Annotated in this window: 16 protein-coding genes; 10 read left to right on the top strand and 6 right to left on the bottom strand. The window is 62.5% G+C overall.

Translation table 11 applies throughout. The annotated features are described in order from the left end of the window. The coding region (locus JHC57_RS16045) for a pilus assembly protein TadG-related protein (protein WP_294031211.1) at positions 1–367 on the bottom strand (367 nt) is incomplete at its 3' end. A gap of 283 nt (positions 368–650) precedes the next feature. Further along, a complete protein-coding gene (locus tag JHC57_RS16040) occupies positions 651–1,793 on the bottom strand; it encodes a CaiB/BaiF CoA-transferase family protein (RefSeq protein WP_294031209.1) in 1,143 nt (380 codons plus the stop codon). Positions 1,794–1,896: 103 nt separating this feature from the next. Between JHC57_RS16040 and JHC57_RS16035 the strand changes: the two genes are divergently transcribed. The 4 genes from JHC57_RS16035 to JHC57_RS16020 are packed head-to-tail and all read left to right on the top strand — an operon-like array spanning position 1,897 to position 5,298. Beyond that, positions 1,897–2,823 (top strand): hydroxymethylglutaryl-CoA lyase, encoded by a 927-nt coding sequence (locus tag JHC57_RS16035; RefSeq protein WP_294031207.1) that lies wholly within the window; start codon positions 1,897–1,899, stop codon positions 2,821–2,823. Then, positions 2,820–3,509: an isochorismatase family protein gene (locus JHC57_RS16030; protein ID WP_294031206.1), complete on the top strand. Its 690-nt coding sequence runs from the start codon at positions 2,820–2,822 to the stop codon at positions 3,507–3,509. Before JHC57_RS16035 ends, JHC57_RS16030 begins: the two co-directional genes overlap by 4 nt. Then, positions 3,509–4,384, top strand: coding sequence for a polysaccharide deacetylase family protein (locus JHC57_RS16025; protein WP_294031205.1), 876 nt, complete (start codon positions 3,509–3,511; stop codon positions 4,382–4,384). Before JHC57_RS16030 ends, JHC57_RS16025 begins: the two co-directional genes overlap by 1 nt. Next, complete coding sequence (locus JHC57_RS16020) at positions 4,381–5,298, top strand: polysaccharide deacetylase family protein (protein WP_294031204.1); 918 nt, start codon at positions 4,381–4,383, stop codon at positions 5,296–5,298. Before JHC57_RS16025 ends, JHC57_RS16020 begins: the two co-directional genes overlap by 4 nt. Positions 5,299–5,316: 18 nt before the next feature. On the opposite strand, the gene JHC57_RS16015 is transcribed toward JHC57_RS16020, so the two are convergent. Continuing rightward, the gene (locus JHC57_RS16015) at positions 5,317–6,081 is read right to left on the bottom strand and encodes a GntR family transcriptional regulator (RefSeq protein WP_294031202.1); all 765 of its coding nucleotides are present in this window, start codon (positions 6,079–6,081) and stop codon (positions 5,317–5,319) included. Positions 6,082–6,446: 365 nt separating this feature from the next. Between JHC57_RS16015 and JHC57_RS16010 the strand changes: the two genes are divergently transcribed. The 6 genes from JHC57_RS16010 to JHC57_RS15985 all read left to right on the top strand — a co-directional run bounded on the left by JHC57_RS16010 (position 6,447) and on the right by JHC57_RS15985 (position 13,575). Beyond that, the gene (locus tag JHC57_RS16010; protein ID WP_294031200.1) at positions 6,447–7,856 is read left to right on the top strand and encodes a 3-isopropylmalate dehydratase large subunit; all 1,410 of its coding nucleotides are present in this window, start codon (positions 6,447–6,449) and stop codon (positions 7,854–7,856) included. After that, on the top strand, positions 7,856–8,476 hold the full coding sequence (gene leuD, locus JHC57_RS16005; RefSeq protein WP_294031199.1) for a 3-isopropylmalate dehydratase small subunit: 621 nt from the start codon (positions 7,856–7,858) through the stop codon (positions 8,474–8,476). The genes JHC57_RS16010 and leuD overlap by 1 nt, the downstream gene beginning before the upstream one ends. Positions 8,477–8,566: 90 nt before the next feature. Then, on the top strand, positions 8,567–10,714 hold the full coding sequence (locus JHC57_RS16000) for a TonB-dependent receptor (RefSeq protein WP_294031198.1): 2,148 nt from the start codon (positions 8,567–8,569) through the stop codon (positions 10,712–10,714). Next, positions 10,711–11,574: a hypothetical protein gene (locus JHC57_RS15995; protein ID WP_294031197.1), complete on the top strand. Its 864-nt coding sequence runs from the start codon at positions 10,711–10,713 to the stop codon at positions 11,572–11,574. The genes JHC57_RS16000 and JHC57_RS15995 overlap by 4 nt, the downstream gene beginning before the upstream one ends. Positions 11,575–11,587: 13 nt before the next feature. Next, the gene (locus tag JHC57_RS15990; RefSeq protein ID WP_294031196.1) at positions 11,588–12,133 is read left to right on the top strand and encodes an ureidoglycolate lyase; all 546 of its coding nucleotides are present in this window, start codon (positions 11,588–11,590) and stop codon (positions 12,131–12,133) included. 119 nt (positions 12,134–12,252) lie between these two features. After that, positions 12,253–13,575: an MFS transporter gene (locus tag JHC57_RS15985; RefSeq protein WP_294031194.1), complete on the top strand. Its 1,323-nt coding sequence runs from the start codon at positions 12,253–12,255 to the stop codon at positions 13,573–13,575. 41 nt (positions 13,576–13,616) lie between these two features. Here the strand turns inward: JHC57_RS15985 and JHC57_RS15980 are convergent, their stop codons facing one another. From JHC57_RS15980 to JHC57_RS15970, 3 genes are all read right to left on the bottom strand, one after another. Beyond that, positions 13,617–13,916, bottom strand: coding sequence for a hypothetical protein (locus tag JHC57_RS15980; protein ID WP_294031193.1), 300 nt, complete (start codon positions 13,914–13,916; stop codon positions 13,617–13,619). Continuing rightward, complete coding sequence (locus JHC57_RS15975) at positions 13,913–14,944, bottom strand: class I SAM-dependent methyltransferase (RefSeq protein ID WP_294031192.1); 1,032 nt, start codon at positions 14,942–14,944, stop codon at positions 13,913–13,915. Before JHC57_RS15975 ends, JHC57_RS15980 begins: the two co-directional genes overlap by 4 nt. A 382-nt stretch (positions 14,945–15,326) precedes the next feature. After that, positions 15,327–15,665: hypothetical protein (locus JHC57_RS15970; protein ID WP_294031190.1), on the bottom strand; the 339-nt coding region annotated here is incomplete at its 5' end.

The following is a 15,665-nucleotide window of genomic DNA, read 5'->3' as shown; positions in this document are numbered from 1 at the left end:
CTAGGTTGCTGAGCTTGTTCGTTGTGACAGTGACATCGTCCTGCCCGTCGACGAAGCCCATACTCGCCGCAATGGCCCTTCCTTCGAGGTGCGCGGCATCATCTCCATCAGCTTGGGCAGCGATGGCGGCCGAAAAAGCAGCCTGATCGGCAGCTCCCTGCGCTTCGCGCTTCTGCACCGTCCACAATCCCACATCGACGGCAAGCGCGCCCATGCCGACGAGGACGGGCATGGCGATAGCGAAAATGGCAGCCGTTGCGCCCCGGCTGTCGCGGGCGAGATTGGTCCTATTCCGCACGCGTACCCTCCCCAAAAGAATCACGCTGCGACCCAAAAGAAAATTAGAGTATGGTTGATGAATCTTCAATCAATAAGATCACGAAAAACATGGATTCCTGGTGCAAAATGAGACGCGGTGTCGTGCGCCCGAAGGGCCGAATGACAAGCGTGGACCAATCCATTGATTCATTGTGATTTCGATGTGAAAGGAAGGCGACGAGCAGCGCGTCATGGCGCGCATTCTCTTTCACAATCTGTCGGTTTTTATCTTCGATGAACGGCGAGTGCGAATATCTGCTCCCGTGTTCATCCCTGAAAGCTGCCAATCCGCTTCCGGCAAGCCTTGGCGATGAGCGTCGATCCTAAGGCTGTCAGGTCGGACCAATTTCTGCCAGCACCGCAGCGCGATCTTGATCAACCGCAGGTATATCGCGCCGTAGCGCCATGCGCGTACCGTCAATTTCGAGCGGCAAGCCGGGCAGCAGGGTTCGTTTGTTGTCCGAGATCGAGACCTCTACGAGCCCGCCCGATTGCAACAAGTGCGGATCGTCGAACAATTCGTCGGGGCGGGCGATCGGGGCAAAGGGAAGGCCGAGAGCTTCGAGCTTTGCTACGAGTTCCTCGCGGGACATCGACGTAAAGAGTGCGCGGACTCGTGGCAGAATGACGTCGCGTGCCTCGACGCGCTGATTGTTGAGCGTATAGTCCGGATTGCTGCCAAGGTCGTCGAGGCCGAAGGCTGCGCAAAAAGCGCTCCACTGGCCGTCGCTGACGACGCCGACGAAAAGTTGCTCGTTCTCGCGCGCAGTTTCGAAGACGTCGTAGATCGCCCAAGCCGAGACGCGCACGGGCATCGGCTCCGCCGCTTTTCCGGTGACCGCCTTCTGCGCCATATGCTGGCCGACGAGAAAAGCGGTGGTCTCGTAGAGTGCGCATTTGACCTCGGCGCCTTTGCCTGTGCGATGACGCCGTTCGAGCGCAGCGAGGATCCCGATGACACCGAACATGCCGCCGGTGATGTCAACCACCGACGAGCCGGCGCGCAGCGGGCGGCCGGGCGGGCCGGTCATATAGGCAAGGCCGCCCATCATCTGTGTCACCTCGTCGAGCGCGGTGCGCTGTTCATAAGGGCCCTTGAGGAAGCCCTTTGCCGAGCAATAGATGAGGCGCGGGTTGTCGGCGGACAGGGCCTCATAGCCGAGTCCGAGCCTGGTGAGGGTGCCGGGACGAAAATTTTCGATGAGGATATCCGAACGCGCCGCGAGCTTGCGCGCAATACCCGACCCGCGATCCGATTTGAGATCGAGGCAAATGCTGCGCTTGTTGCGGTTGAACATGGGGAAATAGCCCGCGCCCGACCCCAGCAGCCGGCGCGTCTGATCGCCGCCCTCGGGCTCGACCTTGATCACGTCGGCGCCGAGGTCGGCGAGGATGACGCCGACCGACGGACCCATCACCATATGCGAAAACTCGACGACCCTGATCCCGGCCAGCGGCAAACTTTCTTGATCCAACACCGATTCCCCTACTTGGCAGACCGCTATTTTGATATATAGTTATGACAAATAAGCAAGGGCCGGATTTGTGATAGACCGAACGAGCGAAATCGATATTTTGGTGAGCGAAGTGGGGCCACGCGACGGGTTGCAGAGCGTTTCGACGATCATGCCGACCGATGCGAAAAAGGCTTGGATCGCTGCCGAAGCCGCCGCTGGCGTGCGCGAGATCGAGGTTGGAAGTTTCGTGCCGGCGAAGCTGTTGCCGCAGCTTGCCGACACCGCCGAGGTCGTCGCCTTCGCCAAGTCAATCCCGGGTTTGACCGTCGCGGTGCTGGTCCCCAATGCGCGTGGCGCGGCGGCGGCGATCATGGCCGGGGCGGACAAGATTACGCTGCCGTTGTCGGTGTCCGAAACGCACAGTCTCGCCAATCTACGCCGCACGCATGTGCAAGTGATCGACGAGGCGGTGGAGATCGGGCGGCTGGTCCGGGGCGTCCCCGCCGAGCGCCGCCCGCACTTCGAAGGCAGCCTGTCGACCGCTTTTGGCTGCACGCTGGAAGGCGCGATCCCGGATGCACAGATCGCCCGGCTTGCGGCGGCGTTGATGGACGCGGGATGCGACGAGGTCGGCCTTTCGGACACAACAGGCTATGCCGATCCGGCGGCGGTGAAGCGGTTGATCAAACTCGTGCGAGGTGTTGTCGGCGACCAGGCGCTGACCGGCATCCACTTGCACAATACGCGCGGGTTGGGACTCGCCAATGCGCTGGCGGCACTCGACACCGGGTTGACGACGTTCGACGCTTCGCTCGGCGGGATCGGCGGCTGTCCCTTTGCGCCGGGGGCGAGCGGCAATATCGTCACCGAGGATCTGGTCTTCATGCTCGAGGCGATGGGACTGCGCACCGGAATCGACATCGACCGGCTGCTCGAGGTGCGCAGGGTCGTCACCGACGCGCTGCCGCAGGAAGAAATGTTCGGCTTTCTGCCCGACGCGAAACTGCCGCTGGGTTTCGCGCCGGCCACGGTTCTGGAGACTGCATGATGAGCGATATCGTTGGAACGCGCATGATCTCGGACGGCAAGACCGCCCGCCAGATCTTCGAGGAGGTGATGGCGAACCCCGCGCGGTCGAAGTTCGGCTTCGGTGACAAGCTCGCGGTCGTGAATGTCGACTTCCAGAATGCCTATACGCGGATCGACGAGTATAAGACCGCCTACGAGACTGATCCGCGCCAGATCGGATATGCCAACATCATTTCGCGGCTTGCGCGCGAAAAGGGGATGCCGGTGATCTGGACCCACGTTGCCTATATGGACGATGCGAGCGACGCCGGCGTCTGGGGCACGCGGACGGACACGTCCGACAGCCTGCAGAATATAAAATATGATTCGCACCGCCACGCTTTCGACGAGCGCTGCGAGATCGATGCGGCGGCGGACGCCATCTATACCAAGCGCATGCCCTCGGCTTTTTTCGAAACGCCGCTGCAAAGCCTGCTCGTCTGGCACAAGGTCGATACGGTGGTGATTACTGGGGGATCGACGTCGGGTTGCGTGCGTGCGACCGCCGTCGACAGCCTTAGCCGCGGGTACCGTACGATCGTTCCGATCGAGACATGCGCCGACAAGCATGAAAGCTATCATTTCGCCAACCTCACCGACCTCCAGCTCAAATATGCCGATGTCGAGCCGGTACAGGCGGTAATCGACTGGTTGGAGGCCCGGTGATGCGCGAGGGCGAAATGGATCCGGAGCTCTATGATTTTCGGCCCTATCGTGACCGCCCGGTGCTCGAATGGCCGGATGGCAAGAAGGTAGCGGTATGGATTTCGCCGAACATCGAATTCTACGAACTCGACCCGCCGGCGAACCCGCATCGCAAGAGCTGGACGAAACCGCACCCCGACGTCGTCGGCTACAGTCACCGCGATTTCGGCAACCGCGTCGGTCACTGGCGCATGGCCGAGATGATGAGCAAGCATGGCTTTCCGGGCTCGGTAAGTCTGTCGGTCGCGATGTGCCAGCATCTTCCGGAAGTGGTTGCTGACGCCAATGCGCGCGGCTGGGAATTCTTCAGTCACGGCATCTACAACACCCGCTACAGCTATGGCATGGACGAGGCTCAGGAGCGCGCGCTGATCGAGGATTCGATCCGCACCGTGCGCGAGGCGACGGGGCAGGTGATCAAGGGCTGGCTGGCGCCGGCGCTGACGCACACGCCGCGCACGCTCGACCTGATCGCCGAATATGGCCTGAGCTATACCTGCGACCTCTATCATGATGACCAACCGGGTGAGGTGCATGTGAAGACGGGGCGGCTGATTTCGATGCCGTACAGCCTCGAGGTCAACGACCATTATGGCTTCTTCGTCTATAATATGAGCCCGCGCGAATACGCCGACACGCTGATCCGCCAGTATCAGCGACTCGCGGACGAGGGCGGCACGGTCATGTGCATTCCGCTCCACGCCTATCTGATCGGCCAGCCGCACCGTATCGGGCCGTTCGAGGATGTGTTGAAACATATCGCCGCCGACGGGCGTGCGTGGATCACGCGGTCGGGCGACATCGCCGACCATTATATGCAGCAGGTGCCGGCTTGACTCTCGATTCCGCCTATCTCGACTATCCGCTGCGCAAGGCGGGGATGGATCACGACCATTACAGCTGGTCGAACCTGTTCGCACGCGAGCCGATCGCCTGGCCGTCGGGGCAGGGGGTTGCGGTTGCGGTCATCATCAATCTCGAATGGTTCCCGATCGTGCCCGAAGACAAGCCCTTCCGGGCACCGGGGCACATGGTCACGCCCTATCCCGACTATCGTCACTATACGGCGCGCGAATATGGCACGCGCGTCGGCTTCTACCGAATGCTCGACGCCTTGATGCGCGTCCGGGCGCGAGCATCGGTAGCGGTCAACGGCGCAATCGCCGAGCGCTATCCGCAGATCATCTCCGACATCATCGAGGCTGGGCACGAGATCGTCGCGCATTCGACCGACATGAACGGCACCATCGCATCGGGTCTTCCCGAAGCCGACGAGCGTGCGCTGATCGCGGCGTCGCTCGGCACTTTGGAACGCGTGTCGGGGACGCGCCCGCGTGGCTGGATGTCGATCGCGCGCTCGCAGTCATTCAACACGCCGCGGCTACTCGCCGAGGCGGGGCTCGCCTATATGTGTGATTGGGTGAATGATGAACTGCCCTATCGTTTCGCGACCGGCGCGGGATCCCTCGTCAATGTCCCAATCAACCACGAACTGTCCGACCGGCAAATTGTAACGGTGCAGCAGAATTCGGCCGATAGCTACGTGCAGCAGATGCAGGACGCGCACACCCTGCTCGCGGGTGAAGCCGTGCGTTCCGGCGGGCGGATGCTGCCCCTCAACATCACGCCCTATGTCATGGGACTACCCTATCGCATCGGCGCGTTCGAGCGGTTGCTCGCCTATCTTGTCGCGCAGCCCGACACCGCCTTCCACACGGTGGGCGAGATAGCCGATGCGCTTGGCGAATGACCTCCTGCGCGGCAGTGGTCAGAGCGCGATGCCGTGCAGGTCGAGCCGGATCTGGTAGCGGTCGGGGCGAAAATGCGCCTGGATATGCTGGATAGGCCGATTGTCGGCGTCATAAACGGTACGGCTGACGCGTAGCAACGCCGACGCGATGTCGACCTGTAACGCCGAGGCGAGCGCGGCGTCGGCGAGCGTCGCGCTGATGACCTGGTTGGCGGCGCCGATGCGGATGCCCGCTTCCTTGATGAGCGCGAGCATCGGCGTCTTGCCGAGCGACGCCGGGGTCAGATTGACGCCGAGCGCGGCGGGCACATATGTGACGTAATAACCGAGCGGCGCGTCGTCCTGCCAGCGCACGCGCACAGCGCGAACCAGCTCGGTTCCCGCCTCAACTTTCAGCATCTCGGTCATCGGTGCCGCGGCCGCGACGGTTTCCAGCTCGATCAGCCTGACCTGCGTATTGCGGCCGAAAGCGAGCAGGGATTCCATCGCCTGGTCGATGTCGCCCTCGATCGGTTTGGCGGCAGGCTGAAAGGTGACGATGGTACCAACGCGCTGCTTCCGCGCGACGAGGCCCGCCTGCGCCAGTTCGTCGAGAGCGCGGCGCGCCGTGATTCGCGACACGCCAAAGCTTGCCGACAATTCCTGCTCGGTCGGCAGCCGGGATCCGACAGCGCGTTCGCCGGTCGCGATTTCGCCGCGCAGCTGGAGGAAAATCTGATGATACAGTGGCACCGGTTGTAGCCGGTCAACGCCCGTCGCCGCATCTTCGATCCGTCTTGGCATCGATACCTCTCTCCCGGGTCGCTGCGCGCCCCATACAGCATTTATCTGCAAACTATAACAAATTCCAGAAAATCGCTGCCCCGTCGGAGGGCGGGCCGGGCGGCGCGCCCAGTGTAGCGACATGGGGTGCTTCGGACAGTCGCCATAAATCTTGCAGCGTTGCAATTTTATGTATTGTACTATCATTATACCAAATATATTGTCCTATACATATATCAAATCGGAGTCGGGCGCGAAGGGCGCTGGCTCCGCAACGGTAGGGGGACAATGACGGACCAAGACCATCTTTCCGCGATCATCGCTACGGTCTCTCCGGGACACATGGGCGTTCCGGCGCTGCGCCCGGGTAGTGGAATGCCGGGCCGATGACCGGCGGCCGCACCCTCTTCGACAAGATCTGGTCCTCGCACCGGGTCTCGGCGATCGACGATGCAAGCGACCTCGTCCTGGTCGACCGGATTCTGCTCCACGAGCGGACTGGCGCCGTCGCTCTCAGGAGCCTGGCAACTGCAGGGCGCCGCGTCCTGGCTCCGCGTCAGTCGTTCGTCGTGATGGATCATGTCGTGGACACGCGTCCGGGTCGCACCGACGCCACCATGATCCCGTCCGGCACCGCCTTCATCACGGCGACGCGTGACGCTGCGAGGGCGGCCGGACTTACCCTTTTCGATCTCGGCGACGCCGAACAGGGCATCGGCCATGTCGTCTCGCCCGAACTCGGCATCGTGTTGCCCGGCGCAACCCTTGTCTGTCCCGATAGCCACACCTGCTCGCAGGGCGCGCTCGGCGCGCTCGCCTGGGGTATCGGCTCAACTGCGGCCGAACATGCGCTCGCGACCTCGACCTTACGCGTCAAGCGGCCGAAGACGATGCGGATCACGATCGACGGAGAGCTGGATTCGGGCGTCACTGCAAAGGATCTGGCGCTGCATCTGCTCAGCCGCTTCGGATCAAGTGGCGGCGCGGGACATATCGTCGAATATGCGGGGGCGGCGGTACGCGCTCTCGATGTCGAAGCGCGGCTGACACTATGCAATATGGCGACCGAATTCGGCGCTTTTTCCGCGATCATTGCGCCCGACGAGAAGGTCTTCGATTATTTGAAGGGCCGCCGCTATGCGCCAACGGGCGCCGAATGGGACGCGGCGCTTGTATCCTGGCGCTTGCTGCGCAGCGACGAGGGTGCACTGTTCGACGCCGAGCATCGCGTCGATGCTCGCGACGTCGCACCGATGGTGACTTGGGGTGTCAGCCCACAGCAGGCAATCGCGCTCGACGGTGAAGTGCCTGATTTCGCGAACGTCGAGGGTCGCGACCCGCGCGAACTGCATGACCGCGCGCTCGCCTATATGGACTTGCGCCCCGGCGTTCGCATGGCAGGACTGCCGATCGATGCCGCTTTCATCGGCTCGTGCACCAATAGCCGTCTGTCAGATCTGCGCCGTGCCGCAGCCTTGCTGCGCGGACGAAAGGTCGCGCCGGGGGTCAAGGCCATCTGCGTGCCCGGTTCGACCGCGGTGCGCGCGGAAGCCGAGGCGGAGGGGATCGATCGCATCTTCCGGGACGCCGGTTTCGAGTGGCGCGAGTCGGGCTGTTCGATGTGTTTCTATGCTGGCGGCGAAAATTTCGGGCTGCGTCAGCGAGTGATCAGTTCGACCAACCGAAATTTCGAGAGCCGTCAGGGACCCGAAACGCGTTCGCACCTTGCGTCGCCGGAAACAGTCGCGGCGTCGGCAGTCGCCGGAGCCATAGCCGATCCGCGGAGCCCGCTCTGATGTTGCCCTTCAAGAGCTTGACCGCGATCGCCGTCCCGCTGATCCGCGACAATATCGACACCGACGCGATCATCCCGTCGCGAGAGATGCAGTCGGTGTCGAAGACCGGGCTGGCCGGCGGCCTGTTCGCCGGTTGGCGTTATCGCCCGGTCGGGTCGCGCGAGCCCAATCCCGATTTCATTCTCAACGACCCGCGCTTCGCACCGGCGAAGATCCTGCTGTCGGGAGGCAATTTCGGATGCGGGTCGAGCCGCGAGCATGCCGCTTGGGCGCTCGCCGAATATGGATTTCGAGCGGTGGTCGCCGCATCTTTCAATCCGATCTTCCGATCGAATTGCGTCAACAACGGCATCGTGCCGGTCGAACTCGAGCGCGACGCCATCACAGCGATCGCGGCTTCGCTCGGCGATCGTCCCGACTCCCGGCCAGTGACGGTCGACCTCGAGGCCTGCAGCGTTTCGACGGCATCAGGGAGCCGCTGGACCTTCGGCATCGACGCCGAGGCACGGCAGATGCTGCTCGGCGGGATGGATGCGATCGAACTCACGTTTATGCGCCAGGAAAACATCGCCGAGATGCGCGCGGCCGACAGGAACGAGCGACCGTGGATCTACTTGTGAAGACATAAGATACTGAAAATAAAAAATTATCGGATGGAACGACAATCTGGAATTTCCATGACGACATGGGCACAGAGGAGGTAATGGGACATGCAACTTCGTAAGAGCGGACTTTTTTTCACGGGCGTGATGCTTGCAGCCGCGCCGAGCCTTGCTATGGCCGCGCAGCAGCCGAGCGATCCGGTCGGCGAGGAAACGAGGGACGACGGCAATTCGGAAGGTGTCACGGAGATCACCGTGACCGCCCGGCGTGTATCCGAGGGTCTTCAGTCTACCCCCGTCGCCATCACTGCGCTGGGAGGCGACAGGCTCAACCAGATCGGTGCCGTGGATACGCTCGACCTATCGGGCCGCGCACCGAACGTACAGATCGTGCAAACGGGGGCGGGCGCCGGCGCGGCTTCGGTCTTCATCCGTGGCATCGGCAATAATGCTCTTGGTTTCAACCTTGCGAACCCCGTCGGCGTCTATGTCGACGACGTCTATATTCCCCGTCTTCAGGGCTCGCTCGTGGACTTGCTCGACCTTGAGCGCGTCGAGATCCTGCGTGGGCCGCAGGGTACGCTTTACGGCCGCGATTCGACCGTCGGCGCGGTCAAATATGTCAGCAAGGAACCGGACCTCTTCGACCCGGCGTTCAAGCTGCGGGCGGTCACGGGCAATTATGCTCGCCGCGATGTTCTCGTAGGTGCATCGGTTCCGCTCGTCGAAGGCAAACTCGCCGTGAAAATCGACGCCGCGACACGCCATCAAAAGGGCTATATCGTCGGCGTTGGCGCCGACGGCGAGCCCGACGGGCAGCGTGGCAACGGGATCAATCGCCAGAGCGCCCGTTTTGCGCTTCTGTGGACGCCCGCGGACGACTGGCGCGTCAGTTACGTCGCTGACATCAGCAATGACGACTCCGGTTCTACCATCCCGACCCGGATCGCATCGCCGGCCGGCGGGACATGCGCTCCGGCAGTAGCCGAATGCTCGCCGCTCTTTGGCTCGCCTTACCGGAGCGGTATTAACACGGCGGGCGCTGGATATGCCAAATCCTGGGGACAGAGCCTGCGCGTCGAATATGACGCCGGTCCGGTAGTCATCAAGTCGATTTCGGCCTATCGCGAGCTGAAGGGCCTTGATGTCGTCGACCAGACACGCCTGCCCGGACAAGGGGTCCTGCTGAACGACCTCAAGAAGCAGGACCAGGTTTCGCAGGAGCTCCAGCTGACCTCGAACACCGAGGGACCACTCGGCTGGGTTGCCGGCCTCGTCTATTTCCGCGAGGCGATCGAGCATGACGCCAATCTCTATACGACGCATCAGGTTGACGATTACCTCGTGTCGAACAGCTATGCTGCCTTTGCTAACCTGAATCTCGAGCCGATCGAAGGCTTGCATCTGGAAGCCGGCGGTCGCGTCAGCAAGGAGCGCCGCATCATCGATCGAGTCGTCACACCAATCGGTGGCGGCGCGCCGCTGATCAGCGGCAAGGAAGCCTTTTCGGAATCGAAATTCACCTACAAGCTTGGCATCGATTATGCCTTCACGCCGACGCTGATGGTCTATGCATCGCACTCGACCGGATATCGTCCAGGCAGCTTCGCCAGCACTTACGCCTCGCCGCGTGTGCCCGAAGTTGTCTTTGGACACACGGGGTCGGAGACCGCCAGAAACAACGAAATCGGCATCAAGTCCGAGTGGTTCGGCCGTCGCCTTCGCGCGAATATTGCGGCCTTCGATACGACCTACAAGAACATGCAGACGCAATCGACGGCAATTCCCTACAATGTCACCGCGACCGACTTCAAATTCAGGGGCGTCGAGCTCGAGCTCGAGGCGCGACCCTTTCGCGGCCTGTCGCTATTCGGGAGCCTTGGCTACCTCGACGCCGAAACGCTGTCGGGAGCGAACGCCGGCAAGCGCCCGCGTCTGACACCGGAAATCCAGTTCTCGGTCGGCGCCGAATATCGGACGGCGATCGGCAGCGACGCGGAATTCTTCGTCAACGTCGACAATGTCCATACCTCGACCTACACCACCGATCCGTCGAACGTATCGTCTGCGACCCAAGGCGCCTATTCGCTGCTGGGAGCCAGTATCGGCGTCGAACTCGAGGACGGGAAATATCGCGTCTCGGTCGGCGGCAAGAATCTGACCGACTCGGTCTATTTCAACGGCACGTCGCTTAACGTCTCGCAATATTACGGTGCGCCTCGGACCGTCTTTGCAGAATTTCAGGTGAAACTATGACCCAGGATTATTTTCTCGTCGACACCGATACCACCCCGACCGAGGAAGACCCGCGCAATACGGGGAAGCGCACTCTGCTCCTGCTGTCGCGCGAAGTTGCGGGCGGGGGAGTGGTGCGGATCAGCCACTGGCCGTCGGGTTTTACCGAGAGCATTCGCAACATGGCGAACAACGGTCACCGCCATTATCACAACAGCGTCAACGAGCGGCACTATGTTCTCGGCGGCGACTGGACGGCGCTCTATTGGCCGGACCCCCAAGGGGGGCCGGTCGCGACCCGGCTGACGCGGCATCATTATCTGGAAAATCCGCCCAAGGCGCTGCACGGCATCAACCGGAGCATGGGGCCCGAGACGGGAACCAAGTTCCTCGTGTGGACCAGCGGCCCCGGCACCGACGTGCACGAACCCGAGGCGGCGACCGAATCCTTCGACGTCGAGTTCGAGGGCGAAGTGCCGCCCGAGGTCGATGGCGTGCCAATTCTGTTCAACGCGCAGGACCGCCCCTGGCAGGCGCATCCCGAGCAGGACGGCTGGCTGGTCAAGGAGCTGTCGCCGGAGCAGGAAGGCCTGCCTGCGGTCAATCTCGTCAATATCCCCGCGGGATCACACGCACCGGTCGCGGTCGCATCGCCCGAGGGATCGGTGGTGAAGCGCTGGCTGTTCGTGATTTCGGGCGATCTGGCGCTCGACGTCAGCGGGCGGGATGGCACGACGCCGGCGATCCTGCGCGAAAACGCCTTTCTGGCCTGGCGCGACAAGGCGGCCGTCAAGACTGGCGAGGGCGCGTTGACCGACGGCGGCTGCGTCGCGATCTGCATCGGTCATATTCTCGGCCGCAATGCCGCCGTTGCGGCTTGAGGGGCAGATGGCCATGACTTTTCGTACCCTCAAGGTCGAGCCTGCGACACGCGAAAATTTCGCGCTCTACGGCGTCCTTGTCGGAGTCGATCCCGCCGCCAATTCGCGCACCGGCGAATTCTACGGTGACAAGGTTGAGCTGTGGGTGCCGGGCGGTTTCGTCAGCGACGAGCAGACGCGGCTCAGTGTCGCGCGCATCCATGCGCGCCCGCCGCAGGTGATCTGGATGGAGCGCCATTTCAAGCACACGCAAACCTTCCTGCCGCTGGGCGGCAGCTCGTTCGTCGCGGTGCTCGGCGCGCCCACCGACACGAACCAGCCCGATCCCGAAACGGTTCGCGCCTTTTATTTCGACGGCAGCGCGGGCGCGCAGCTGCATCTCGGGACTTGGCACGAATTTCCGTTTCCGGAGAAGGACAGGGCGGAGGTCGTGATCATCATCCGTGCGGAAACCCAGGCCAACCTCGAGGTCATCGAGAATGACGAGGCGATCGGCGCAGATCTTGAAAAGCGCAATCTGCAGGCACGGCTGGGTTTCGGTTTCGAATATGAACTTTAGGAGCTCCCGCTCGAGGTCGCCCGGCGCAATGCCGGGGCGCCCTTGAAGGGACGGCGCCTGTCACCTTTAGGCCAAGCGGCGGCTCCGCGTTGCGGGCCTGCGCGCTCGGGAGCAAAATGATGTCGATCCGGGATAGTTCAGGATATCGTTGGTATGTCGTCTGGCTGCTGCTGCTGGTCTTCATCCTTTCCTATCTCGATCGCTATATTCTCACGCTGATCATCGAGCCCATCAAGCAATCGATGGAGCTAAACGATTTTCAGGTCGGCTTACTGCTCGGGCCGGCCTTTTCGCTGTTCCATGTCCTCGTCGGCATCCCGCTCGGCTGGTACGCTGACCGCGCGAACCGCAAATATCTCCTCATCGGCGGCATCATCATCTGGTGCGCGATGACGGTAGGAAGCGGGCTTGTCACCACGTTCGCGCTCCTCCTGCTGCTCCGCCTCGGTCTCGGCATCGGCGAGGCGGTGGTCAGTCCCGCTTCGGTGTCGATCATCAGCGACTATTTCGAACGCAAGGAACGCGCCCGCGCGATCAGCCTGTTCATGGCCGGGCCATATCTGGGCGCAGGCCTCGCCTTTCTCGGCGGCGGACTGGTTGTCAAATGGCTCGAGACGCTGGGACCGATAAATGTGCCTTTCGCGGGCATGCTCGAGCCTTGGCATATGGCGTTCTTGATGGTCGGCGCACCGGGCTTCCTCTTCGCCGCGCTGATGCTCACGGTTCGCGAACCCGAAAGACGCGAGAAGCTGGCCTCTGCACAGGGTTTCGGCAAGGCGTTTACTTATGCGCTCGAACGCTGGCGCGGCTTCGGGGCGCTTTTCATCGGATCGTCGTGCAACGTGGCGATCAGCACGCTGGCGCTGTGGAATATCCCCCTGTTCCAGCGCGTCTATGGTTGGGATATCGCCGCGATTGGCGCAGTCACGGGCATATTCTACTTCACCGCGGGGCCGATCGGCACCGCGCTCGCGCTGTGGGCGCAGAAGAAATTCGCCGAAAGGCATATCGATGGATCAATGCGCGTGCTCATCCTGGGCCTCTTCATCGGCGTGCCGGCAAGCGCGCTCTATCCGGTGATGCCGACCGCCGAACTGTCTGTCGCGTTGATGTTCATCGCCTTTATCGGCAAGTCGGTCGCGACCGCGGGTGGGCCTGCATCGATGGCGCTGATCACGCCAGGGGAAATCCGTGGTCAGTCGCTCGCGATCTACAACACTTTCATCGCGCTCGTTGGCCCGCTTTTCGGTCCGCCACTCGTCGGGTTGGTGATCGACCGTACGGGCGATCCGGCGTCTATCGGTGTCGTGCTGTTCGGCTATGTCGCGCTGGTCGGTGTACCATCGATCCTGCTTCTGCTGCTTGGGCTGCGCCATTATCGCGAAGAGGTCCGCCGTCTCGAAAGCTCGCTCGTCACTGGCGAGGCCGCCCGGCCCGCATAAGAAAAGGGAGGCGCGGCGTCCCGTGCGTGCGCTCCTCGCTCTTACTGCCCGTGTTCGGCGCGCAGTGGCCCGCGCGGGTCGCCCGTTTCGGCGATGATGCGCAGCAACCGGTGCAGCGACTGATCCAGTTCGGTGCGCCCCTTCTGACGCACTTCTGCATCCCCGGCAGCGTGATCGAGCGCCTCGATATCGAGCAGTCCGGCGCGCGCCAGCTGTGTCTCGATTGCGATCCGGCGCTGACGCTCGACGTGGAGTTGCGAGGCGAGTTCGAAGATCAGCGCGGCGATCTGGTCGGGCGCGACGCTGTCGAGGTAGCGCCGATCGGTCGAGACCAGCGTCACGCTGCCTTCTCCGCTTCGAGGACCGCCCAGGGAAAATGCCATTCGGTGCGCTGCGGCCAGGCGCAGTCGGGCAGGCGCCCGGCGCCCCGCTCGTCGAAGGCGACCCACCGCGCATTGCACAGCCCGTTAGCCTCGCACAGCGCAGGTACGTCGGCCGAGAGCAAGCCGGGCATGAAGGGTTCATTGTTGCGTTCGCCGTGCTCGACCATCGCGATATCGCGGAAAGGGTCGCCGGTGCGCGTGAAGTCGAGGAAGCGCAGCAGTCCGCCCGGAGCCAAGATGCGGACGCACTCGGCCAGCGTCGCGACAAGCGCGGGACGCGGGATTTCATGGATGAACATCGTCGAGGTGACCAGATCGACCGAAGCGTCGGCGAATCCTGTGGCCTGTCCGTCGGCTTGACGGAACTCGATCGCGAGATCCGCGGCATTCGCGCGGTCGAGAGCGAGACGCAGGCACGGTGCGGCGAGGTCGATACCGATCACCTCGGCATCGGGAAAGCGGCGCTTGAGCGGCCAGGTCGACTTGCCGAAGCCGCAGCCGAGATCGGCGATGCGGCGATAGGACCGGTCGGGGATCGCAGTCGCGGTGAAGGACCGATGAAAGCCGTAATCGTCATTGTCGCCGAGCATGACGAGCTTGGCTCCATGTTCGTATACGTCGGCGGACTCATCGCTGCGCCATACGCCGCCAGGCTGCAGATGAATGTCCCAGTCGGTATACCAGTCCGGGAGGCTCAGCTCGGGATCGAGGACGAGGCGTGCGGGTCCGCTCGAGCGGCCATGCTGCGACGGGCCGCGTGCCGAGACGGCTTCCGCAACCCCGCGCCACAGCATTTTCTGCGAGGTACGTTCCGTGAAGGCGAACCAGGGATAGGCGGGCTGTCGATGTACGGCGGCGCGTATGTCAGCCTGGTTCGTGTCAGACTGGAACTGCGATTTCAGCGCAGGGTAGAGCGTGTCTGCCCAGCGCCCGCGGAGGGCGAGGACGAAGTCAAGCCTGCTGCGCTCTTCGAGTGTGAAATCCATGGGCGACATTTCTCCCGGCATGGCGTTGGCTCCGGTCCGCAATCGGACATCAAGGTCGAACCCTATATTTGTTATATTGTTATTTCAATATATAGGTGGAAGAATGAATGAGGTCACTGGGAGAGGATGGAAATGTCGCCAGGTTCAACGGAACTTGAGGATTCATGTCCGAGGGAGCGGGCAGGATCGGCCTGTGCCGCAGGGCCGGTATTCATCCTGAATTCCGATTTCGGCCGAAACGCTTTTATCGAGCCAGCGACTTGGCGAGAAGAAGTCCGCCAGCTTGGTGGCGAACTCGGCTATCTTATTCCCTTGGCGCGCGGCCTCTGTCGAGCCGTGATGGGCCTGTTGGAACCGAGCGTCCACCCACGCATGGTTGATGCTACCGGACGCGCTTTTCGGCTTCGATCGCGGCTACCGGGCACAGTCGATAAACCGACCCTTCTTCAAGGGTCCACCTCATCCGCCCCGGGCCGAGAGGCTCGACCATCGAACCATCGCTCATGATCCAGGCCTTGTTTTCCTTTTTCGGTTTGCCGACGGGGCCGATGATGCCCGGCTCGTTCGCGTTGTCGTAAATCATCCCGTACCGGCGGCCATCATAGTAGAAGACCCCGATCGGATCGCGGCACAGCGTCCCCTCCTCCACATAATGGCCGGGAGAAATTGAGAGGGGTGGGGCGGGCGGTGGCGGGGAGGCCGGGTCGTAAAGGCAGGCGCT

Origin of the sequence: Sphingopyxis sp. (genome assembly GCF_016463645.1) — a bacterium.
In the GTDB taxonomy this organism is placed as follows: Bacteria; Pseudomonadota; Alphaproteobacteria; order Sphingomonadales; family Sphingomonadaceae; genus Sphingopyxis.
This window is presented reverse-complemented; position numbering and strand designations above follow the sequence as displayed.